Genomic DNA, 21,581 nt, shown 5'->3' on the forward strand with positions numbered 1-21,581 from the left:
TGGAGAGCCCGAGCGCGTAGACTGTGGCGGTGACTTCTGCAGGCACGCCGAACCCGGCCACCATCCGCCGCGAAGCTGCGCGTCGCCGCACCTTCGCCGTCATCTCGCACCCCGACGCGGGTAAATCCACGCTCACCGAGGCGCTCGCACTCCATGCCCGGGTGATCGGGCAGGCCGGCGCCACCCACGGCAAGGGCGGCCGCCGGGCCACCGTGTCGGACTGGATGAAGATGGAGCAGGATCGCGGCATCTCGATCTCCTCGGCCGCCCTCCAGTTCGAGTACCGCGACACCGTCATCAACCTCCTCGACACCCCCGGCCACGCCGACTTCTCCGAGGACACCTACCGGGTGCTGTCGGCCGTCGACTGCGCGGTCATGCTCGTCGACGCCGCGAAGGGCCTCGAGGTGCAGACGATGAAGCTGTTCGAGGTCTGCCGCCACCGGAACATCCCGATCATCACCGTCATCAACAAGTGGGACCGGCCCGGGCTCGACGCGCTCGCCCTCATGGACGAGGTGTTCGAGCGCACCGGTCTCACGCCCACCCCGCTGACCTGGCCGGTCGGGCAGTCCGGCGACTTCCGCGGCGTGCTCGACCGGGCCGGCGGCACCTTCACCCGCTTCACCCGCACCGACGGCGGCGCGACGATCGCCGGCGAGGAGACCCTCGACGCGGCCGCCGCCGAGGCCGCCGAGGGAGAGGCCTTCACGAACGCCGTCGAGGAGTCCGAGCTGCTCGACCTCGAGGACCAGAACCACGACCAGGAGGCATTCCTCGCCGGCCGCACCACCCCGGTGATGTTCGCCTCCGCGGTCCTCAACTTCGGGGTCCACAAGCTCCTCGACACCCTCGTCGACATCGCGCCCGCCGCGGAGGCCCGGCCGGACCGCGACGGCGAGCCGCGCCCCGTCGACGCGCCCTTCTCCGGCTTCGTGTTCAAGGTGCAGGCGGGGATGGACACGAACCACCGCGACCGGCTCGCCTACATCCGCGTGTGCTCCGGCGTGTTCGAGCGCGGCATGGTCGTCACCCACGCCTCCACCGGCAAGCCCTTCGCCACGAAGTACGCCCAGCAGGTGTTCGGCCGCGACCGCGAGGTCGTCGACGAGGCGTTCCCCGGTGACGTCGTCGGCCTCGTCAACGCCTCCGCGCTGCGCGTCGGCGACTCCCTCTACCTCGACAAGAAGGTCGTGTTCCCCGAGATCCCGACCTTCTCGCCCGAGCACTTCATGGTCATCCGCGCCAAGGATTCCTCGAAGTACAAGCAGTTCCGCCGCGGCATCCAGCAGCTCGACCACGAAGGCGTCGTGCAGGTCCTGCGCTCTGACCTGCGCGGCGACCAGGCGCCCGTCGTCGGTGCCGTCGGCCCGATGCAGTTCGAGGTCGCCGAGGACCGGATGGTCAACGAATTCAACGCCCCGTGCACGCTCGAGCGCCTCAACTACTCGCTCGCCCGCCGCACCACGCTCGAATGCGTGAGCACGCTCGCCCGCGAGCGCTCCGTCGAGGTCCTGTCCCGATCCGACGGCGAGCTCCTCGCGCTGTTCTCCGACCGCTGGCGCCTGGCCGGGGTCGAGCGCGAGCATCCCGACCTCGTGCTCGAACCGCTCGTCGTTTCCTGAATCGCCGACGGGAGGTCGATGGGCGCCGCGGGCCGGCGCTCAGCACCGTCCGGGGGCACCACCCGGGGACCTGGGGCGCACCGGCGAGGCGCCTCGGCGCGGCTTTTGGTCGGGTGCCGGGGGAGGACTAGGATGGAGTGTTGTGCCTGAGACTTCCGCGCGCGCGTGCGGCGCTCGGCGGAAGAGCCCCGCTTCGGGTTCCTCACACATTCGCTGCAGAATCCCAGTGCAGGTCCGAGAAGGAGAGTTCGACCAAGTGGCAAACCAACCGATCCGAGTCGCGATCGCCGGTCTCGGCAATTGCGCGACCTCGCTCATCCAGGGTGTCGAGTACTACAAGGACGCCGCACCCGATGAGCAGATCCCCGGCCTCATGCACGTGAACTTCGGGGACTACCACGTGGGCGATCTCGACTTCGTCGCCGCCTTCGACGTGGACGCCGCGAAGGTCGGCCTCGACATCGCCGACGCCCTCCAGGCCTCGCAGAACAACACGATCACCATCACCGAGGTGCCCGCCACCGGCGTCCAGGTGCAGCGCGGGCCCACCCTCGACGGGCTCGGCCGCTACTACCGCGAGACCATCGAGGAATCGACCGCGGAGCCCGTCGACGTCGCCGCGGTGCTCCGCGAGCGCGAGGTCGACGTCCTCGTCTGCTACCTGCCCGTCGGCTCGCAGCAGGCCACCGAGTTCTACGCTCAGGCCGCGATCGACGCCGGCGTTGCCTTCGTCAACGCCCTGCCGGTCTTCATCGCCGGGACGAAGGAGTGGGACGAGAAGTTCCGCGCCGCCGGCGTGCCGATCGTCGGCGACGACATCAAGAGCCAGATCGGTGCGACGATCACCCACCGCGTCATGGCGAAGCTGTTCGAGGACCGCGGCGTCATCCTCGACCGGACCTACCAGCTCAACGTCGGCGGCAACATGGACTTCAAGAACATGCTCGAGCGCGAGCGCCTCGAGTCGAAGAAGATCTCGAAGACGCAGGCCGTCACCTCGAACACCTCCGCCCGGCTGTCCGAGCGCGACGTGCACATCGGCCCGAGCGACTACGTCGCCTGGCTCGACGACCGCAAGTGGGCCTTCGTCCGGCTCGAGGGCCGCAACTTCGGCGACGCTCCGGTGTCGCTCGAGTACAAGCTCGAGGTGTGGGACTCGCCGAACTCCGCCGGCGTCATCATCGACGCCGTGCGCGCGGCGAAGATCGGGCTCGACCGCGGCGTCGGCGGGCCCCTGATCTCCGCGTCCTCGTACTTCATGAAGTCCCCGCCGGAGCAGCAGCACGACGACGCCGCGAAGGCCGCCGTCGAAGCCTTCATCCGGGGTGACATCGAGCGCTGACGCGCCTCTGCGCACTCCACCGTTCCGGGCCCGCCGCATCGCGGCGGGCCTGCGGCGTCTCCGGGCGCTCGTCGACAGGTGATCGGCGACCGGTCCGCAAGGTCCTGGGCGGGCTTCTGGAGGCCGCCCACCTGCTGTTACTCTGAACCAGTCCCAACCCCTGGCGGCGACATCCGCGTCCCCGCCCCCGAGGCCGAAAGGCGACCGATGTCGACAGCAGCGGCAGGCACGCAGGGCTCCCCGCCCGGCAAGACCGACGACAACCTCAACTTCCTCATGCGCTCCCTGGTCTTCATCGAGAAGGCCGGCAACAAGCTGCCGCACCCGTTCTGGCTGTTCCTCAGCCTCGCGGTGATCGTCATGATCCTGTCGTGGATCCTCGCGAACGCCGGCACCTCGGCGGTCAACCCGGCCACCGGTGAGACCGTCACCGCGGTCAACCTGCTCTCGCAGGAGAACCTCCGCGAGATCGTCGCGAACGTCGTGACGAACTACGTCACCTTCCCGGCACTCGGCCTCGTGCTCGTCGTGCTCTTCGGAGTCGCCGTCGCCGAGCGCTCCGGCCTCATCCCGACCCTCATGCGCTCGGCGATGGCGAAGACCTCGCCGCGCTGGATCACCCTCATCGTCGCGCTCACCGGTGCGGCGGCCTCGATCGCCTCCGACGCCTCGTACATGATCGTCATCCCGCTCGGCGGGCTCGCGTTCAAGGCCGTCGGCCGCAATCCGGTGATCGGCTGCGCCGTGGCCTACGCCGCGACCTCCGGCGGCTACTCCGCCGCCCCGTTCGTCAACAGCCTCGACGCGATCCTCGGCGGCATCTCCACCTCGGCCGCCCACATCATCGACGAGAGCTACACCGTCACCCCGGTGGCGAACCTCTACTTCAACTTCGTGTCGATGTTCGCCGTCGCGATCGCGATCACCATCGTCACCGAGCTCCTCCTCAACAAGCGCGGCGAGCAGCTCGAGCTCACCGAGGAGGAGGTGCCCGAGGGGGAGGACCGCGACCTCACCACGAAGGTCACCCCGGCGGAGAAGCGCGGCATGATCGCCGCCCTCATCACCCTCATCGTGTGCGTCGGCATCGTCGTGGCGCTCGCCTGGCCGGCGGACTCCTTCCTCCGCGACACCGAGGGCGCCTTCGGACCCGAGTCCGGCCTCATGGCCGGGATCGCCGCGATCATCGGCTTCGGCTTCTTCGTCATCGGCATCGTCTACGGTGTGGTCACCGGCTCGATCCGCCACCCCAACGACGTCCCGGAGATGATCGTCAAGGGCGTCGCGCCCTTCGTCCAGGTGCTCGTCCTGTTCTTCGCCGCCTCCCAGTTCCTCGCCCTGTTCAAGATGTCCGCGCTCGGCGAGATCCTCGCGATCCGCGGCGCCGAGTTCTTCCAGGAGATCGGTGCGAGCACCTTCCTCATCCTGTTCGGCGCCTACCTGCTCGTCGCCGTCGGAGCGCTCTTCATCACCTCGGGCTCGGGCCTGTGGACGCTCATGGCCCCGGTCCTCGTGCCGATGCTCATGCTGCTCAACATCTCCCCGGAGACCACGCAGGCGGTGTACCGCATCGGCGACTCGACGACGAACATCGTGTCGCCCATGAGCCCGTACTTCGTCATGATCCTCGGCTTCATCCAGCGCTACAAGAAGGACGCCGGGATCGGCACCCTGCTGTCCCTGACGATCCCGCTGTCGATCGGCATGTTCATCGTCTGGGGCCTGCTGTTCTTCGTCTGGTGGGCGCTCGGCATCCCGTGGGGACCCGGTGCGGCGATCAGCTACGAGCTGCCGGGCTGAACGCCCGCGGGCCTGCGCATAACAGGTCTGTAACGCCCGCTCGGGGACCCCTGGACTCAAGGGTTCTGTCAGATTCGGACTGTACTGTTGTGGACGGACGACATCCGCCCTCGAAAGGAATTCTATGAGCAATCCGCTTGTACGCCGCGGCCTCGAACAGGGGATCCAGGCCGGGCGCTCCCAGACGCCGGCCCCGTCGGCCGAGCAGCTCGACCAGATGTACCGCATGCCCTCGGCAGAGCGCCCGACGGCACCGGCCGAGCGGCCGATGACCTACGACGACGTGCTGATGAAGACCGCGTTCTGCTTCGCGGTGCTCCTCGCCGGTGCGGTCGTCGGCTGGTTCATGCCGATTCTCGCGCTGCCCGCGGCGATCGTCGGGCTCGTGCTCGGCCTCGTCAACGCCTTCAAGCGCGAGCCGAACAAGGCCCTGATCCTGCTCTACGCGGGCATCCAGGGCGTGTTCCTCGGCGGCATCTCCGGAATCTTCGAGGCGAGCTACTCCGGCATCGTCATGCAGGCCGTGCTCGCCACGCTGTGCGTGTTCGGGCTGATGTTCGCGCTGTTCCGGTTCCGCGTCATCCGGATGAGCAAGGGGTTCACCAAGTTCCTCATGCTCGCCGTCGGCGGCTACGCCCTGTTCTCGATCGTCAACTTCGTGTTCGTGCTCGCCACCGGCTCCGGCGGCGCGCGCAGCGTGGAGATCTCGATCATGGGCGTCACCATGCCGCTCGGCGTGCTCATCGGCATCGTCGCGGTCGTGCTCGCCTCGCTCACCCTCGTGGCCGACTTCCAGATGATCGAGGACGGCGTCAAGCACCGGATCCCGGAGCGCTACTCCTGGACCTGCGCGTTCTCGCTCATGGTCACCCTGGTGTGGCTCTACATCGAGATCCTGCGCCTGCTCTCGTACTTCCGGAGCAACTGAGGCACAGGACGACCGAGGCACAGGCCCCACATGACACCGGACACGGCGGCGGATCTCCACACGGAGGTCCGCCGCCTCCGCATTCGGATCGCCGGACTCAGCGGTCCCGAGCTCGACGCCGGCCGGCGCGCGGCGATCCGCGCCGCGCTCGCCGCGCTCTCCGCCCTGTCCGCCGCCGGGCGCCCCGTGCCCGTACTCGCCGACCGGGTGCTCGGCGACCAGCTCGTCGTGCTCCTCCAGGACTGCCTGCCGGAGTACGGCGCCGCACCCGCCGTCACCGCCCGGGCGCTGCAGATCGCCGTGGAGCTGCGGCGGGACCTGGCTTGAGTCCGGTCCCGGCCGGGTGACCCGGGTCACCTTCCGGATCGGGCGCAGGATAGGGTGAGCCGGACGAGTCCGCGCGGAACCGGAGCGCCGCTGCCGGCCGGGGGCTCGTCGCGGAATTGCTCGCACCTCACTGGAAGGCCAGCGCTCATGTTCGGATTGCCGGCGGTCACCACCGCGGTCCTCATCGGGATCCCTCTCTTCTGGGTCCTCTACACCATCGGGTTCCTCGTCGTGTCGCGGAACTGGGCACGGGAGGACGCAGACACGGATGCCCCGGGCGGCCCGAGCGCACCTGCCGGCCCCGGGACACCGGCCGGACCCGCCGGTGCGACGGGGGGTGACGTGCGATGAACCTCGAGACGATCTTCCTCATCATCTACTTCATCGCGATGATCGCGATCGGCGTGTGGGCGATGCGCCGCGGCACCCAGGACTCCGAGGGATTCCTGCTCGGCGGCCGCAGCCTCGGCCCGGCGGTCACCGCGCTGCGCCTGCAGAGCTCGTCGATGTCGGGCTACATGTTCCTCGGTGCCGGCTCGCTCGGCTACACCCAGGGCTACTTCGGCATGTGGTACGCGATGGGCGACATCGGCGGCGGCGTGCTCAACCTGTCAATCCTCGGCCGCCGGATGCGCAAGCTCTCCCAGATCCTCGGCTCGCTCACCTCGATCGAGTATCTCGAGCACCGGTATCCCTCGAGGTGGACGCGGCTGATCGCTGCGCCGATCGCCCTGTTCTGCATCTTCTTCTACGTCATGAGCCAGTTCATCGCCGGCGGCCGCGGGCTCGAGATGGTCACCGGGGTCCCCTACGTGTGGGCGCTCGCGATCGCGATCGGCGTCATCGTCGCCTACACCTTCCTCGGCGGGTACCTCGCCGTGGCCTACACCGACTTCGTGCAGGCGATCATCATGGTCATCGGCATGCTGTGGATCCTCATCGCCACCCTCATGGCCGTCGGCGGACTCACGGCCGGCAACACCGCGGTCGCGGAGATCAACCCGAACCTGCTGTCGATGTGGGGTCCGGACGGGATCGCCGGGGTGCAGTGGGGCGTGATCATCGGCGCGCTGCTCGTGTTCTCCATCGGCTACATGGGCTGGCCCCACGTCAACGTCAGCCACATGGCGATGAAGAACCCCTCGGTGGCCCGCCGGGCGGGTCTCTACGCGACCGTCTACAACCTCCTCTTCATCCCGGCGCCCTACCTCATCGGCGTGCTCGCCCTCATCATCGTGCCCAACCTCGCCGACCCGGAGCTCGCGATCTTCGAGGTCGCGGACATCGTGCTGCCGGCCTTCGCCGTCGGAATCGTCATGGCCGCGATCATGGCCGCGATCATGTCCACCGCCGACGCCCTGCTGCTCCAGTCGGGCACGATCGCGAGCTACGACCTCTTCCGCCGGTTCATCAACCCGCGCATGACCGACCGGCAGTCGGTGTGGGTCTCCCGCATCACGGTGCTCCTGCTCGCGATCATCGGCTACGTCGTCGCGATCGTCGGCGCCCCGGCGGTCGCCCAGGTCGTCATCTTCTCCACCACGGTGCTCGGCGCGGCCTTCGTGCCGGCCTACGTGTGCGCGGCCTGGTGGAAGAAGGCGAACACCGTCGGCGCGATCTCCTCGATGATCGTCGGCACCGTCGTCGTCGTCGCGTGGCAGTTCTCCGGGCTCGTCGACGTCACCGGGATCGACCCGATGGGCGTGGGCATCCTCGCCTCGACGCTCGCGATGATCATCGGCTCACTCGCCACCCAGCGCACCAGCCCGGTGCCCGCCCATGTCCACGAGGCACTCGTGGAGACCGACCGGGTCGGTCCGATCCCGGCGCGCCTGCTCACCGGGCAGAACCCCGCGCTCGGCGGCCAGGTGCCCGGCACCCACGGATCCGCCGACCGGGCGTGAGCGCACTCCCGGGCGCACTGCGCCTGCCGGTCGTGTGCGGCGCCGCCGAGGCGCGGGCCGTGCTCGTCCGGCGCCTGCCCGGTGCCGCGACGAGCGCGACCGCCGTCGTCCACCCGTACTGGTGGGTGCGCGCCGGGGTGCGGCGCACCGGCCTCCGCAGAGCCGGCAGAGGAGCAGGTGCCGGTGCGGGAGCAGGCGGGGGAGACCCGCTCGGCGAGATCGTCGACGTGCTCGTCGACGTCTACTCCGGCAAGGGATTCATCGCGGCCTTCGAGCCGCACGGGGAGCCGGTCGAGGAGGCGGAGTTCGTCGCCGCGCTCGAACGCACACCGATCCCGGAGGACGACGCGGTCGAGGTCGCACGGAACCTCCTGCGCACCCGGGTGCAGCGCCGCTGGAAGCTCGGCATGGGCTACCGGGTGGAGATCGCGGAACCGGTCCGCGGGGTGCTCAAACCGAACTGGCTCGTCAGCGGCCGCGACCGCACGCACGCCGTGCAGATGCTCGTCGACGGGCTCGACGGCACCCACTTCGTCATCAGCGCCCAGGCGCTCTAGACACGGGAGGACCCACCATGCACGTCATCGTCGTCGGGGCCGGGATCGTCGGACTCGCGAGCGCCTTCCACCTCGCCCGGGCGGGTGCGGAGGTCACCGTGCTCGAGCGCGACCGGGTGGCCGCCGGGGCGAGCTGGGGCAACGCCGGCTGGGTGTGCCCCGGGCTCGTCGCCCCGCTCGCCGAGCCCGGCGGGTGGCGCCACGGGATCCAGGCGCTCACCGACCCGGACGCCCCGCTGTCCGTGCCGCGCCCCACCCCGCAGGTCCTCGGGTTCCTCGCCCGGTTCGCCGCCCAGATGACGACCCGGCGGTTCTCCGCCGCGGTCGAGGCGAACGCCCCGCTCACCCGCGAGGCGCTCGCCGCGTTCGACCGGCTCGCCGCCGCCGGGGTCGAGGCGCCCGTCATCCGCGCCGACTACCACCTCGGCGCGGAGTCCGCCGCGACGATCGCCGCGTTCGAGCACGAGGTCGAGCTGCTCGCCGCGACCGGGGTCGAGCTCGCCGCCCGGCGCACCCCGGCGGCGGACCTGCCGTACTTTTCCGCGCGGGTCACCCACGCGCTCACCATCACCGGGCAGGCGTACATCGATCCCGGCGCGTACTGCGCGGAGCTCGCCCGGGCGGCGCGCGCGGCCGGCGTGGAGATCCGCGAGGGGGTCGAGGTCGTCGCCGGGCACGCGGGCAGCTCCGCGGTCAGCCTCATCGACTCCGCGGGTGCGGCGCACACCGCCGACACCGTGCTCGTCGCCGCCGGCGCCTGGTCCGACGAGGTGCTCGGCCCGGTGTTCGGCACCCGTGCGCGGACCCGGCAGACGAGCGGCCGCGGCTACTCCTTCACCGCCGCCGTGGCCCCCGGGGCCTTGCCCGAGGGCCCGGTGTACTTCCCCACCCAGCGCATCGTGCTCACCCCGTACCGCTCGGGCGTGCGCGTCGCCGGCACGATGGAGTTCCTGCCGCCGGACGCCCCGCCGCGCGCGGGCCGGATCGAGTCGATCGCCGCGACCCTGGCGCCGTTCGTCACCGGCATCGACCTCACCGACACCACCGACCACTGGGTGGGGCCGCGCCCGGTGAGCGACGACGGCCGGCCGGTGCTCCGCCGCGTCGCCCGGCGCGGATACGTGGCCACCGGCCACGGGATGTGGGGGATCGTCCTCGGACCCGTCACCGGGGAGCGCATGGCCGAGCACATCCTCACCGGTGAGCGCTGAGCGGCTGCGCCGCCCACCCCTGCCGTCACGGCGCCGCGCGCCCACCCGTAACGGCGCCGCGCGCCCACCCGACCCGGCGTGAGGCGCGTCACTCCACCGTGATGTAATGGCTTGCGGGAACCGATCGACGAGGAGTGCGGTGCAGTGATGGCGGAGCCGGAGCGGAGGCTGTGGTCGAAGGACTTCATCCTCGCCCTCGTCATCTGCATCTTCCTCTCCTTCGTCTTCTACCTCCTCGTCACCTCGATGGCGGAGTACGCGGTGACCCGCTTCGCCGCCTCGGACACGGTCGCCGGCTTCACCGCGAGCGCCTTCGTCGTCGGCGCGCTCATCGCCCGGATCTTCACCGGCGCGTTCCTCGACGTCCTCGGCCGGTACCGGGTGCTCATCGTGTCGCTCGGCGCCTCGGTCGCGGCCTCCCTGCTCTACCTGCTCGCCGACTCGCTGTGGCTGCTCATCGTCGTCCGGCTGCTCCACGGGATGACGTTCGGGGTGGGGCACACCGCGATCATGGCCGCCGTGCAGTCGATCATCCCGCCGGCCCGCCGCGCCGAGGGGACCGGCTACTTCTCCACCTCGACCACGCTGGCCGCCGCGCTCGGGCCGTTCATCGCGCTCACGGTGATCGCCGACCTCGGCTACGACTGGCTGTTCGTCGTGTCGACGGCCTTCACCCTCGTCGGCTTCGTCGGGCTGTTCTTCCTCCGCGTCCCGGAGCTCGACAGCCGCTACGTGCCGCGGGTCGGGCTCACCACCTTCCACCCGCGGAACCTCCTCGACCGCGACGGGCTGCGGATCGGGGGAGTGATGTTCCTCTGCGGCATCGCGTACTCCTCCGTCATGGCGTTCCTCTTCGGGTACACCTCGCAGATGGGGATGGCGCACGCCGCGCCCTACTACTTCCTGTCCTTCGCCTGCTTCTCGCTCATCGCCCGGCTCACGCTCGGCCGGGTGCAGGACCGGTACGGCGACAACGTCGTCGTCTACCCCCTGTTCGTGTGCTTCTTCGCCGCGATGGTGCTCGTCGCCGCGACCCAGGCGACGTGGATGATCGTGCTCGCCGGGATGCTCGCCGGGGTGGGCTTCGGCTCGCTCATGGCGAGCGCGCAGGCGATCACCATCACCGCCGCCGGCCCGGCCCGCGTCGGCGTGGCGACCTCGACGTACTTCCTCATGATGGACCTCGGGTTCGGGATGGGCCCGATCCTCCTCGGCACGCTCGTCGGCACGTTCTCCTACGAGGCGATGTACCTCGTGGCCGCCGGTGTGGTGTTCGCCGCCGGGGTCCTCTACCTCCTCGTCCACGGCCGCTTCGCCCGCCGCCGCGTCCGAGGCGGTGGGCGCCGGGCCGGCTGACCCCAAGGTCGAGCATCGAGTGGTCACTTCTCTTCGGTTACGCGCGGGTATTCGAAGAGAAGTGACCACTCGACGGCAGTCGGGCCCGAGCCCGGCTCCGGGGCTCAGGCCAGGGCGCGGCGCAGGGTGTCGAGGCCGACCGAGCCGAGGTCGAGCGCGCGGGAGTGGAACGCCTTGAGGTCGAAGGCACGGCCGTCCGCCTCGGCCGCGGCGCGCGCCTCCTCCCGGGCCTGCTCCCACAGCCGGCGGCCGATCGCGTAGCTCGGCGCCTGGCCGGGCCAGCCGAGGTACCGGTCGAGCTCGAAGGCGAGGAAGCTGCGATCCATCGCGACGTTGGCGGTGAGGAACTCCCACGCCTTGTCCGCGTCCCAGATCCCGCCGCCCACGGACTCCGGTGCCTCGAGGCCGCAGTGCACACCGACGTCGACGCACACCCGGGCGGCCCGCACACGCTGCGAGTCGAGCATGCCGAGGCGGTCGGCCGGATCGTCGAGGAAGCCGAGCTCGGCCATGAGCTTCTCCGCGTAGAGCGCCCAGCCCTCGCCGTGGCCCGACACCCAGCAGATCTGCCGGCGCCAGGTGTTGAGCGTGTCCTTGACGACGACCGCCTGCCCGATCTGCAGGTGATGGCCCGGCACGCCCTCGTGGTAGACGGTGGTGAGCTCCTGCCAGGTCGAGAAGGTCTCCACCCCGGCCGGCACGGACCACCACATGCGGCCCGGCCGGGAGAAGTCGTCGGTCGGCGGGGTGTAGTAGATGCCGCCGGTGCCGTCGGCGAGCACCATGCACTCGATCGTGCGGACGGGTTCGGGGATGTCGAAGGCGGAGCCGCCGAGCGCGGTGATCGCGGCGTCGGCCTTCTCCTGCATCCACGAGCGCAGCGCGTCGAGGCCGTGGAGCTGCTGGGCGGGATCGGCGTCGAGATCGCGCATGACGGCGAGCACGTCCTTGCCGGGGGCGATCCGCTCCGCGATCCGGCGCTGCTCGGCATCGATCCGCTCGAGCTCCGCGAGGCCCCAGGCGTAGGTCTCGTCGAGGTCGACCTCGGCACCGAGGAACGCACGGCTCAGCAGCCGGTAGTCCTTGCGCCCGCAGGCGTCCTCCTCACGGGCGTGGGGAGCGATCTCCTCGGCGAGGAACTCCGCGAGCTCGACATAGGCGGTGCGGGCGGCCTTCGCGGACTCGGCGAGCTCGGCGGCGAGCGCCTCGGGCACCGCGGTCGCCTTCGCGACGAAGCGGTCGAAGTGCCCGCCGGCCTTCGCCGCCTCGCGCGCCTGCTCGATGCCGCGCTCCACCTGGCGGCGGGCCGGGGCGCGCCCGGCCTCGCGTGCGGCGAGCAGGCTCTCGCGGTACCCGGCGAGCGCGGTGTCGACCGCCCGGAGCTTCGCCGCGCTGTGCTCCCAGTCGGCCGTCGTCTCCGTCGGCACGAGGTCGAACAGCTCGCGCACCTCCTGCAGGGGCGAGGCGATGACGTTGAGCTGCCCGATGTCGAGGCCCGCGGCGTGGAGGTCGCGCTCGACGCCGAGGCGCTCGCGCATCGTATCGAGCGTCACCGCATCGACGGCGTCGGGCGCGGTGCCGTCGGCGGCCATCGCCGCCTCGGCCTCGTCGAGCGCGGCGAGGGTGCGTGCGTTGAGGGCGTCGCGGGCGGCGGCGCCGGCCGGTGAGTAGTCGTCGAGCACGGTCTCGTCGCCGGGCCGGCCGAGCTCGACCCGCAGGGCCGGGGACATCTCGATGAGCCGCTCCGTGTGCTGTTCGGCGACGGCGTCGATGGCGGACGGGGTGCGGTGCTGGGTCTCGGTGGTCATGGCCACCACCCTACCGATCCGGGCGCCCGGTAGAGTTGATCCGTTCGGGACGGAGCCGGGCGGGAGGACGGACGGCCAGTGGAGCAGCGGCGGTTGTGGACCCGGGACTTCGTCCTGGCGTTCCTCGTCAACCTCACGATGTCGCTGACCTTCTACCTCCTCATGACCTCGATGGCCGGCTACGCGATCGAGCGCTTCGGGGCCGCGGACTCCGTCGCCGGGCTCGCCTCGAGCGGATTCATCATCGGCGCGCTCATCGCCCGGGTGTTCGCCGGCAAGTACCTCGACTTCATCGGCCGCAGACGGATGATCCTCGGCGCTCTCGTCGTGTTCGTCGCGTGCGCGGCGCTCTACGTCCCGCTCACCGGGGTGTGGGCGGTGATCGCCGTGCGGGTGGTTCACGGCATCGCGTTCGGGGCGGGGAACACCGCGGTCATGGCGGCGGTGCAGACGATCATCCCGCCGGCCCGCCGCGCGGAGGGCACGGGGTACTTCGGCACCTCGACGACGCTCGCCACCGCGGTCGGCCCGTTCCTCGCTGTGGTCCTCGCCCAGCAGCTCGGGTACGCCGCGATGTTCCTCGCCTGCGCGGTGTTCTCCGTCGCCGGCCTCGTCATGGCGCTCGGCCTGCGGCTGCCCGAGCGCACCCCGACCGAGGAGGAGCGCGCCGACCGCTGGCGGCTCACCCTGACCTCGATCATGGACCTCGGGGCGCTGCGCATCGCCTCCGTCATGCTGCTCACCGGCATGGCCTACTCGATCGTGCTCGCGTTCCTCGCGACCCACACCGCCCAGCTCGGCGCGCCGGACGCCGCGAGCGCCTTCTTCATCCTGTTCGCGCTCGTCATGCTCGCCGCCCGGCTGCTCGTCGGCCGGATCCAGGACCGGCACGGCGACGACGTGGTGATGTACCCGATCTTCGCCCTCTTCACGCTCGGGCTCGTGCTCATCGCGCTCGCCGACTCCGGGTGGATGATCGTCGTGGCCGCGGTGCCCATGGGCCTGGGCTTCGGATCCCTGTTCCCGTCCGCGCAGGCGATCGCCGTCACCGTCACCGCGCCCCACCGGGTGGGCCTGGCGATCTCGACGTTCTTCATCATGCTCGACCTCGGCACCGGGCTCGGGCCGGTGGTGCTCGGCACTCTCGTCCCGCGCCTCGGGCTGTCCGGGGTGTACCTCATCTGCGCCGGGCTCGTCGTGCTCGCCGCAGGGGTGTACTACCTGTTCCACGGGCGCAGCCGCGGCGGCAGACCGGGCACGCGCGGCTGAGGGCACCGGCGAGCGCGCACCCGCAGCACGGCTGTCGGTCGGGTCTGCCGGCGCAGCCGGGGCGGGCGGCCGAGAGCGAGTGGTCCGGCGTGCGCGGGATCCGCGCGGTCGGGCTCGGAAGCGGTCGGCCTCAGAAGCGGTGGCGCCAGGACCCGGCCGGGGTGCGCCGGTGGGCGCGCGCCGGAGCGGCGAAGCGCGAGGTGCGCGGCTCCGGGGCGTCGGCATGCATCGCCTCGACGTGACGGAGTGCGACGAGCGCGGCCACGACGGCCGCCCGGGCGAGCTCGCGCTCCCGCTCCGGGCTCAGCGGTTCGGACCCCGGCAGCGGCTCGACGGCGACCGGCAGGTCCGGTGCGTGCGCCCCGGCCGGCGCGGACTGCGCCCCAGCGGGTGCCGCGTGCACCTCGGCGCGCTCCTGTCCGTCGGTGTGCTCCCCGGTCACAGCGGGATGTTCCCGTGCTTGCGGCTGCTCGCCTCCACGTGCTTGTTCGCCAGCGCCCGCAGTCCGCGCACGATCCGCTCGCGGGTCTCCCGCGGGGCGATGACGGCGTCGATGTAGCCCTCCTCGGCGGCGAGGTACGGGTTAAGGAGCGCATCCTCGTACTCCTGGATGAGCTCCTCGCGCTTCGCGTCGACGTCCTCACCGGCGTCGGCGACGGCCTTGAGCGTCTTGCGGTGGACGATGTTCGCCGCGCCCTGGGCGCCCATGACGGCGATCTGCGCACTCGGCCAGGCGAGGTTGAGGTCCGCGCCGAGCTGCTTGGAGCCCATCACGCAGTAGGCACCGCCGTAGGCCTTGCGGGTGATGAGCGTGATGAGCGGGACGGTCGCCTCGCCGTAGGCGTAGATGAGCTTGGCGCCGCGGCGGATGATCCCGCCGAGCTCCTGGTCGGTGCCAGGCAGGAACCCGGGGACGTCGACGAAGGTGAGGATCGGGAGGTTGAAGGCGTCGCAGAACCGGACGAACCGGGCGGCCTTCTCCGAAGCGTCGATGTCGAGCGTGCCGGCGAGCTGCATGGGCTGGTTGGCGATGATGCCCACGCTGCGGCCCTCGACGCGGCCGAACCCGGTGACGACGTTCGGCGCGAACAGCTCGGACACCTCGAGGAACTCCCCGGCGTCGAGCACCGTGGTGACGACTTCGAGGATGTCGTAGGGCTGCGCGGGGGAGTCGGGCATGAGGGCGTCGAGCGCCTCGTCGTCGGAGTCGAGAGTGAGGTCGGCCGGGGCGTGGACGGGCAGGGCCTCGTCGAGGTTGTTCGACGGCAGGAAGGAGATGAGGTCGCACACGAAGTTGAGCGCGTCGGACTCGTCGGCGGCGAGGTAGTGGGCGTTGCCGCTCACCGAGTTGTGGGTGCGCCCGCCGCCGAGCTCCTCGTGGCCGACGTCCTCGCCGGTGACGGTGCGGATGACATCGGGGCCGGTGATGTACATGTGCGAGGTGCCGTCGACCATGATCGTGAAGTCGGTGAGCGCCGGGGAGTACACGGCACCGCCGGCCGAGGGTCCCATGATGAGGCTGATCTGCGGGATCACGCCGGAGGAGGCGACGTTGAGCCGGAAGATCTCCGCGAACAGCGCGATCGAGCCGACGCCCTCCTGGATCCGCGCGCCGCCGGAGTCGTTGATGCCGATGATCGGGCAGCCGAGCTTGAGCGCGAGCTCCTGCACCTTGACGATCTTGCGGCCGTTGGCCTCCGCGAGCGAACCGCCGAGCACGGTGAAGTCGTGGGCGAACACCGCGACGGTGCGCCCGTCGATGGTGCCGAGGCCGCACACCACGCCGTCGCCGTCGGGCCGGTTGGCCTGCATCCCGAACTGCGTGCTGTGATGGCGGACGAACTCGTCGATCTCCTGGAAGGAGTCGTCGTCGAGCAGCTGGTCGATCCGCTCCCGGGCGGTCTGCTTGCCCCGTTTGTGCTGGTTCTCCACGGCCCGTTCGCTGCCGGCGTGGGCCGCCCGGCGGCGGTCCTCGAAAGCGGCGATGCGGTCGGCGGTCGTACGCGGCACAGAAGTCTCACTCATGGTGTCAGCCTAACGGCGGGGGTGCGCCGTTGTATCCGGGTGCCAAACCCCATAGGGTGATCTGGTGCACACCGAACCTTCCCGCCGTCCCTTCGACCTGCCCCGATTCCAGGAGCTGAGCGAGCGATCCCGGACCCCGGTGGCGCACCTCGAATGGCCCGCCGAGCTCGGCTCGACGAACGACGAGCTCGCCGCCCGCCTCACCGCCGATCCGGACTCCTGGCCCGACTTCTCCGTCCTCGGCACCGACTTCCAGTCCGCTGGTCGCGGGCGCCTGGGACGCGTGTGGACCGTGCCGCCCGGCGCCTGCCTGACCTTCTCCGTGCCCGTCCGCGTGCCGGCGGCCTTCCCGATCGAGATGATCGGCTGGCTGCCCGTCGTCACCGGCTGGTGCGTCGCCGAGGCGCTCGGCGCGGGCGGTGCCGGTGCCGGCGTCAAATGGCCCAACGACGTGCTCGTCGACGGAAGCAAGATCTGCGGCATCCTCACCCGCGCCCATCCCGCCGTCGGCGGCACGATCGTCATCATCGGCATCGGGATCAACGTCTCGCTGACCGCCGCGGAGCTGCCCGTGCCGACCGCGACCTCGCTCCTGCTCGCCGGGGCCTCCACCGACCGCGAGGCGCTGCTCGCCGGTGTGCTGGCGCGCCTGCGCCCGGCCGTCGCCGAGGTGCTCGCGGCGGGGGAGGGGGCCGGCGCCTCGGCATCCGCCGCCGGGGTCCGTGAGGCGATGGTCACCCTGGGTGCGGACGTGCGCGTCGAGCTGCCCGGGGACGAGCACTTCACCGGCCGGGCCGTCGCGCTCGACGACACCGCCGCGCTCGTCGTCGACGTCGGCGGCGCGCGCCGCCGGGTGAGCGCCGGTGACGTCGTCCACGCGAGGGCGCTGTGAGCGCTCCGTTCGACGACGGCACCCAGCCGGATCCCGACGGCGCCGGCCCGGACCCGGATCCGCCCACGGCCGGGCTCGACGGCAGGCCCGGGCTCGACGGGGGAGCCGAGGAGCCGCTCGGTCCCGATGACTGGTCGGCCCCGGACGTCGATCCCGACGAGGAGATCGATCCCGGGGTGATCGGGGAGCGGGAGCGCAGGGAGATCGAGGACACGATCTTCGAGATGCGCTCGGCCGCGGCCCGGCTCGAGGAGACTCTGCTCGGCGGCAAGCGGGTGCTGACCCGCCGCGAGGTCGCCCAGCTCGCCGGGGTGTCGACGATCTCCGCCCGCAAGTTCTGGCGCACCCTGGGCCTCGCCCGGGTGCCCGAGGGGCAGGTCGCCTTCACCGTCAACGACGCCACCGCGCTGAGCGAAGTCGCCCGGATCGTCGGCACCGACCAGCTCGACGAGGAGACGGTGCTCTCTCTCATGCGCGCCACCGGCCAGACCACCGACCGGCTCGTCGTGTGGCAGATGGAGACGATCGTCGAGTACCTCTCCGATGAGCGCGGCTACTCCGACTCCGAGGCGCGCGCCGTCGTCCTCGACCTGTTCGAGGAGATCCTCGACCCGCTCGAGGCGGTGCTCGTCTACTCGTGGAAGCGCAACCTGGCCGGCGCGCTCGGCCGGCTCAACATCAATCCGGCCAGCGGTCATCCGGTGGACGCCGGCCACGGCTGGTACGACTCCTCGATGCCGCTGGCCCGCGCGGTCGGCTTCGTCGACCTCGTGTCCTACACGCGGCTCTCGCAGCAGATGGAGCCGCGTCAGCTCGCGTTCATGGTCAAGCGCTTCCAGGATCTCGCCTACAACGTCGTCGCGACCGGCGGCGGGCGCGTCATCAAGACCGTCGGCGACGAGGTGTTCTTCGCCGCGCAGACCCCGCACGACGGGGCGGAGATCGCGCTGCGCCTGCAGGAGGAGATCCAGGCCGACGTGCAGCTGCCGAAGGCCCGCGTCGGGTTCGCCTGGGGGCGGGTGCTCTCCCGCCTCGGGGACATCTTCGGGTCGACGGTCAACCTCGCCGCCCGGCTCACCGCGGTCGCGGACCCCGGGAAGGTCGTCACGGACTGGGACACCGCCCACATCATCCAGCGCACCGATGACTACGAGTTCGCAGGCCACAGCACCCTCAACCTCCAGGGGCTCGGCGAGGTGTCCGTGCTCGAGATGGAGCGCGGCACCGCGGAGCCGCTGGCGATGGACATCACCGGCGACAGCTGAGCGGCAGCGGTTCGGGATCCGCCTCGGTCGGCCGCGGCCGGGTCGAAGCTGCTCAGGGCGGCGCTGCTCAGGACGGTGCTGCTCGATGCGGCGCGGCTCAGAACAGGGAGCCGGGCTCCGCGTCGTCGTCCTCGTCGCGGCTGATGATCACCGCGGCGTCCCCCTCGTCCGTGCGCGCCCGCGCGATCTCCTCGCGGCGCGCCTCGAGGTCGGGATCCCGGCGGCGCGGGGCGTGCGCGGGCAGGTCGAGGGAGTCCTCCCCGCCCGGTGCGCTCCCCGCGGCCCCACCGGGCGCGGACCCGGCCGCCTCGGCGGCCTCGGCGGCGGCCGCCTCGTCCGCCTCGGGCTCGGCCCCGCGGGCATGGGGGAGGGCGCCGAGCGCGTCGATCTTCGTCTCCAGCGGGGTGCCGGTGCCGTCGCGGCGGCCGAACTCCTCGGGCAGCGCGCGCGCCCCGCCGCCGGCGGCCGCGGCCTGCGGTGACGGACCGGTGTGGGCGAGCGCGAGGCCCGTCTCGCCCTTGAGGAAGCGGTGGGCGCGCACGCCGCCGGTCGCCCGGCCCTTCGTGGGGAACTCCGCGAGCGCGGTGAGCTTGATCGACAGCGCGGGCTCCCCGTTGAAGTTCACCCCGTCGGCGACGGTGACGACGGTGTTGTCCTCCTCCGGGTCGACGAGGTCGACGGCGATGACGCGGGCGTCGGCGGCGACCTTCATCCCCGCCACGCCCCCGGCGTTCCACCCCTGCGCGCGTACGAGGTCCGCGCCGTAGGTGAGGAGCTGGCCGTTCGAGGCGATGAGGACGAGGCGGGCGGCCTCGGGGTCGGGGAGCTGCCCGACGCCCACCACGGAGTCCTTCGGCTTGAGGTTGACGACGGTCCAGGAGTCCTTGTTCGCCGGCGCCTCGGCCCCGGCGACGCGCTTGATGACGCCGCCGGCGGTACCGAGGAAGAAGTCCGTGCCGATGTCGACGAGGGCGAGCACCCGCTCGCCGGCGTCGAGGGTGACGAACTCCCCGATCCGCACCCCGCCGGCCAGGCCGGGCCGGGTGGCCTGCGGGGGGAGCGCGGGGAGCGCGACGACGTCGACGGTGAGGAGGCGCCCGGCGGTGGTGATCGCGCCGACGGTGCCGCGCGTGGTCGTCGCGATCTGGGACCGCAGGGCGTCGTGGGACACGCGCCGGCCGGTCGTCGGCAGCGGGGCGAGGCTGTTCGTGCGGGCGATCCGGCCGGAGGTCGACAGGAGCACCCAGCAGGGTTCGTCGGCGATGGTGAGCTCGGGGGTGCCGGCCCTGCGGCGTGCCCCGGTGACCTCCTGGGTGCCCTCGACGAGCGCGGTGCGGCGGGCGGAGTCGATCGCATCGGCGGCCTCCCCGAGCTCGGCGGAGACGAGGGCGCGGAGCTTCGCATCGGAGGCGAGGATGCTCTCGAGGTGCGCGATCCGGGCGCGCAGCTCGTCGCGCTCGGCCTCGAGCTCGAGCCGGGAGAACTTCGTCAGGCGGCGCAGCTGGAGGTCGAGGATGTAGGTCGCCTGGAGCTCGGACAGGTCGAACACGTCCATGAGCCGGCCGCGGGCGGTCGGCGCGTCGTCGGAGGAGCGGATGAGCTGGATGACCTCGTCGATGTCGAGGATCGCGATGAGCAGACCCTCGACGAGGTGGAGCCGGTCCTGGGCCTTGCGGAGCTGGAAGCGGGTGCGGCGGAGCACGACGGAGAGCCGGTGGTCGACGTAGACCTGGAGCAGCTCCTTGAGCCCGAGCGTGCGCGGCTGGCCGTCGACGAGGCACACGTTGTTGATCCCGAAGGAGTCCTCCATCGGGGTGAGCCGGTAGAGCTCGGAGAGGACCGCGTCGGGGTTGAACCCGTTCTTAATGCCGATGACCAGGCGCAGGCCGTGCTTGCGGTCGGAGAAGTCGTCGATCGAGGCGATGCCGGTGAGCTTCTTCGCCTGCACCGCGTCCTTGACCTTCTCGATGACCTTCTCCGGACCGACGAGGTACGGCAGCTCGGTGACGACGATGCCCTTGCGGCGGGCGGTGAGATTCTCGAACTTCACCGTCGCCCGGGTGCGGAAGGTGCCGCGCCCGGTCTCGTAGGCCTCACGCACCCCGGCCAGCCCGATGATCCGGCCGCCGGAGGGCAGATCCGGGCCGGGCACGAAGCGCATGAGCTCGGACAGACCGGCCTGCGGGTTCTCGATGAGGTGGCGGGCGGCGGCGATGACCTCTCCGGGGTTGTGCGGGGCCATGTTCGTCGCCATGCCGACGGCGATCCCGGAGGCGCCGTTGATGAGGAGGTTGGGGAATGCCGCCGGCAGGATCTCCGGCTGGGTGAGCGTGTTGTCGTAGTTCGGGACGAAGTCGACGACGTCCTCGTCGAGCCCGGCGATCATCGCCATCGCGGCGGGCGTGAGCTTCGCCTCGGTGTAGCGGGGGGCGGCCGGCCCGTCGTCGAGGCTGCCGAAGTTCCCGTGCCCGTCGACGAGCGGGACGCGCATGATGAAGTCCTGGCTCAGGCGGACGAGCGCGTCGTAGATCGCGGTGTCGCCGTGCGGGTGGAGCTTGCCCATGACGTCGCCGACGATGCGCGAGGACTTGACGTGCCCGCGCTCGGGGCGCAGCCCCATCTCGCCCATCTGGTGGATGATCCGGCGCTGCACGGGCTTGAGGCCGTCGCGGGCGTCCGGCAGGGCCCGGGCGTAGATCACCGAGTAGGCGTATTCGAGGAAGGAGGTCTCCATCTCCTCGGAGACGTCGATGTCGACGATCTGGCCTGCGACCGGCTCTGCCATGGAACTCCTCACACTGCGAAAACGACAGGCTCATCCTACCCGCGAACCCGCCTCGAGCCCGGGATCCCGCGGTTCGCGCCGGGTGCGCGTCGGGCCCGGACCGGCCTGCTCCGGGACTGTGGTGGTTTCGGAGAAGGGTGGTGGCATTGACGGCGGCACACTCAGTCGAAACCACCACACTCCCGAGCGCGAGGCGCGTGCCCGCCCTCGACGACGCGTGTGCAGTATGTGGTGGAAAAGTCGGAACGTGGTGGCATCAACGGTGGCACTCCTGTCCGGAACCACCACGGTCGCGGACGCGAGGTGCAAGGCCGGCTCGGGTACGGCCGCTGGTCCGAGCGGCAGCGGGGTGCGGCGGTGCCGGGGCGCATCCCCCTGGGGTGCGGCGCAGCATCCGCGCCGGGGAGCCGGGGTCGTCCACGGCAGACGCGACCGGTGCGCGCATCCTCGGGTCACAGGCGGATGCAGCGCGAGGTCACATCGACCG

At 71.3% G+C, this 21,581-nt stretch carries 17 protein-coding genes; 13 read left to right on the plus strand and 4 right to left on the minus strand.

Translation table 11 applies throughout. The features are described from left to right. The first annotated feature begins 29 nt into the window (after window positions 1-29). The 10 genes from FDF13_RS07875 (at window position 30) to FDF13_RS07920 (ending at window position 11,050) form a co-directional block, all read left to right on the plus strand. Window positions 30-1,625, plus strand: coding sequence for a peptide chain release factor 3 (locus tag FDF13_RS07875; protein WP_137319165.1), 1,596 nt, complete (start codon window positions 30-32; stop codon window positions 1,623-1,625). Between the two features lie 256 nt (window positions 1,626-1,881). Further along, complete coding sequence (locus FDF13_RS07880) at window positions 1,882-2,967, plus strand: inositol-3-phosphate synthase (protein ID WP_137319166.1); 1,086 nt, start codon at window positions 1,882-1,884, stop codon at window positions 2,965-2,967. Window positions 2,968-3,174: 207 nt separating this feature from the next. Then, window positions 3,175-4,767, plus strand: a complete 1,593-nt coding sequence (locus FDF13_RS07885) for an AbgT family transporter (RefSeq protein WP_137319167.1) — start codon at window positions 3,175-3,177, stop codon at window positions 4,765-4,767. Window positions 4,768-4,891: 124 nt separating this feature from the next. After that, a complete protein-coding gene (locus FDF13_RS07890) occupies window positions 4,892-5,695 on the plus strand; it encodes a Bax inhibitor-1/YccA family protein (protein ID WP_101651294.1) in 804 nt (267 codons plus the stop codon). A 30-nt stretch (window positions 5,696-5,725) separates the two neighbouring features. Further along, window positions 5,726-6,022: a hypothetical protein gene (locus FDF13_RS07895; protein ID WP_137319168.1), complete on the plus strand. Its 297-nt coding sequence runs from the start codon at window positions 5,726-5,728 to the stop codon at window positions 6,020-6,022. Window positions 6,023-6,169: 147 nt separating this feature from the next. Further along, on the plus strand, window positions 6,170-6,373 hold the full coding sequence (locus FDF13_RS07900; RefSeq protein WP_137319169.1) for a hypothetical protein: 204 nt from the start codon (window positions 6,170-6,172) through the stop codon (window positions 6,371-6,373). Beyond that, window positions 6,370-7,926: a sodium/proline symporter gene (locus tag FDF13_RS07905; protein ID WP_137319170.1), complete on the plus strand. Its 1,557-nt coding sequence runs from the start codon at window positions 6,370-6,372 to the stop codon at window positions 7,924-7,926. Before FDF13_RS07900 ends, FDF13_RS07905 begins: the two co-directional genes overlap by 4 nt. Further along, window positions 7,923-8,483, plus strand: a complete 561-nt coding sequence (locus FDF13_RS07910) for a hypothetical protein (RefSeq protein ID WP_137319171.1) — start codon at window positions 7,923-7,925, stop codon at window positions 8,481-8,483. The genes FDF13_RS07905 and FDF13_RS07910 overlap by 4 nt, the downstream gene beginning before the upstream one ends. A gap of 17 nt (window positions 8,484-8,500) precedes the next feature. Beyond that, a complete protein-coding gene (locus FDF13_RS07915) occupies window positions 8,501-9,694 on the plus strand; it encodes an FAD-binding oxidoreductase (RefSeq protein WP_137319172.1) in 1,194 nt (397 codons plus the stop codon). Window positions 9,695-9,841: 147 nt separating this feature from the next. Continuing rightward, the gene (locus FDF13_RS07920) at window positions 9,842-11,050 is read left to right on the plus strand and encodes an MFS transporter (protein WP_137319173.1); all 1,209 of its coding nucleotides are present in this window, start codon (window positions 9,842-9,844) and stop codon (window positions 11,048-11,050) included. A 104-nt stretch (window positions 11,051-11,154) separates the two neighbouring features. On the opposite strand, the gene FDF13_RS07925 is transcribed toward FDF13_RS07920, so the two are convergent. Further along, window positions 11,155-12,858 (minus strand): DUF885 domain-containing protein, encoded by a 1,704-nt coding sequence (locus FDF13_RS07925; protein ID WP_137319174.1) that lies wholly within the window; start codon window positions 12,856-12,858, stop codon window positions 11,155-11,157. A 93-nt stretch (window positions 12,859-12,951) separates the two neighbouring features. Between FDF13_RS07925 and FDF13_RS07930 the strand changes: the two genes are divergently transcribed. Beyond that, window positions 12,952-14,127 (plus strand): MFS transporter, encoded by a 1,176-nt coding sequence (locus tag FDF13_RS07930; protein ID WP_254668738.1) that lies wholly within the window; start codon window positions 12,952-12,954, stop codon window positions 14,125-14,127. A gap of 130 nt (window positions 14,128-14,257) precedes the next feature. Here the strand turns inward: FDF13_RS07930 and FDF13_RS07935 are convergent, their stop codons facing one another. Beyond that, a complete protein-coding gene (locus FDF13_RS07935; RefSeq protein ID WP_137319176.1) occupies window positions 14,258-14,569 on the minus strand; it encodes a hypothetical protein in 312 nt (103 codons plus the stop codon). Further along, entirely contained in the window at window positions 14,566-16,152 is a 1,587-nt protein-coding gene (locus FDF13_RS07940) for an acyl-CoA carboxylase subunit beta (protein ID WP_137319177.1), read from the minus strand. Before FDF13_RS07940 ends, FDF13_RS07935 begins: the two co-directional genes overlap by 4 nt. Before the next feature lie 64 nt (window positions 16,153-16,216). On the opposite strand from FDF13_RS07940, the gene FDF13_RS07945 reads away from it, so the two are divergent. Continuing rightward, complete coding sequence (locus FDF13_RS07945) at window positions 16,217-17,044, plus strand: biotin--[acetyl-CoA-carboxylase] ligase (protein ID WP_175406912.1); 828 nt, start codon at window positions 16,217-16,219, stop codon at window positions 17,042-17,044. Continuing rightward, a complete protein-coding gene (locus tag FDF13_RS07950; protein ID WP_254668739.1) occupies window positions 17,041-18,309 on the plus strand; it encodes an adenylate/guanylate cyclase domain-containing protein in 1,269 nt (422 codons plus the stop codon). The genes FDF13_RS07945 and FDF13_RS07950 overlap by 4 nt, the downstream gene beginning before the upstream one ends. A gap of 97 nt (window positions 18,310-18,406) precedes the next feature. Here the strand turns inward: FDF13_RS07950 and FDF13_RS07955 are convergent, their stop codons facing one another. Further along, complete coding sequence (locus tag FDF13_RS07955; protein ID WP_137319179.1) at window positions 18,407-21,094, minus strand: DNA topoisomerase (ATP-hydrolyzing) subunit A; 2,688 nt, start codon at window positions 21,092-21,094, stop codon at window positions 18,407-18,409. Between the last annotated feature and the right edge of the window lie 487 nt (window positions 21,095-21,581).

The sequence above is a fragment of the Brevibacterium sp. CS2 genome, from assembly GCF_005280295.1.
Classification (GTDB): domain Bacteria; phylum Actinomycetota; class Actinomycetes; order Actinomycetales; family Brevibacteriaceae; genus Brevibacterium; species Brevibacterium pityocampae.

Bases quoted from the DNA above. Each gene is read 5' to 3' on its own strand.
- FDF13_RS07905 (WP_137319170.1), top strand. From the start codon at position 6,370: ATGAACCTCGAGACGATCTTCCTCATCATCTACTTCATCGCGATGATC.
- FDF13_RS07895 (WP_137319168.1), top strand. From the start codon at position 5,726: ATGACACCGGACACGGCGGCGGATCTCCACACGGAGGTCCGCCGCCTC.
- FDF13_RS07955 (WP_137319179.1), bottom strand. From the start codon at position 21,094: ATGGCAGAGCCGGTCGCAGGCCAGATCGTCGACATCGACGTCTCCGAG.
- FDF13_RS07915 (WP_137319172.1), top strand. From the start codon at position 8,501: ATGCACGTCATCGTCGTCGGGGCCGGGATCGTCGGACTCGCGAGCGCC.
- FDF13_RS07920 (WP_137319173.1), top strand. From the start codon at position 9,842: ATGGCGGAGCCGGAGCGGAGGCTGTGGTCGAAGGACTTCATCCTCGCC.
- FDF13_RS07885 (WP_137319167.1), top strand. From the start codon at position 3,175: ATGTCGACAGCAGCGGCAGGCACGCAGGGCTCCCCGCCCGGCAAGACC.
- FDF13_RS07900 (WP_137319169.1), top strand. From the start codon at position 6,170: ATGTTCGGATTGCCGGCGGTCACCACCGCGGTCCTCATCGGGATCCCT.
- FDF13_RS07890 (WP_101651294.1), top strand. From the start codon at position 4,892: ATGAGCAATCCGCTTGTACGCCGCGGCCTCGAACAGGGGATCCAGGCC.
- FDF13_RS07925 (WP_137319174.1), bottom strand. From the start codon at position 12,858: ATGACCACCGAGACCCAGCACCGCACCCCGTCCGCCATCGACGCCGTC.
- FDF13_RS07940 (WP_137319177.1), bottom strand. From the start codon at position 16,152: ATGAGTGAGACTTCTGTGCCGCGTACGACCGCCGACCGCATCGCCGCT.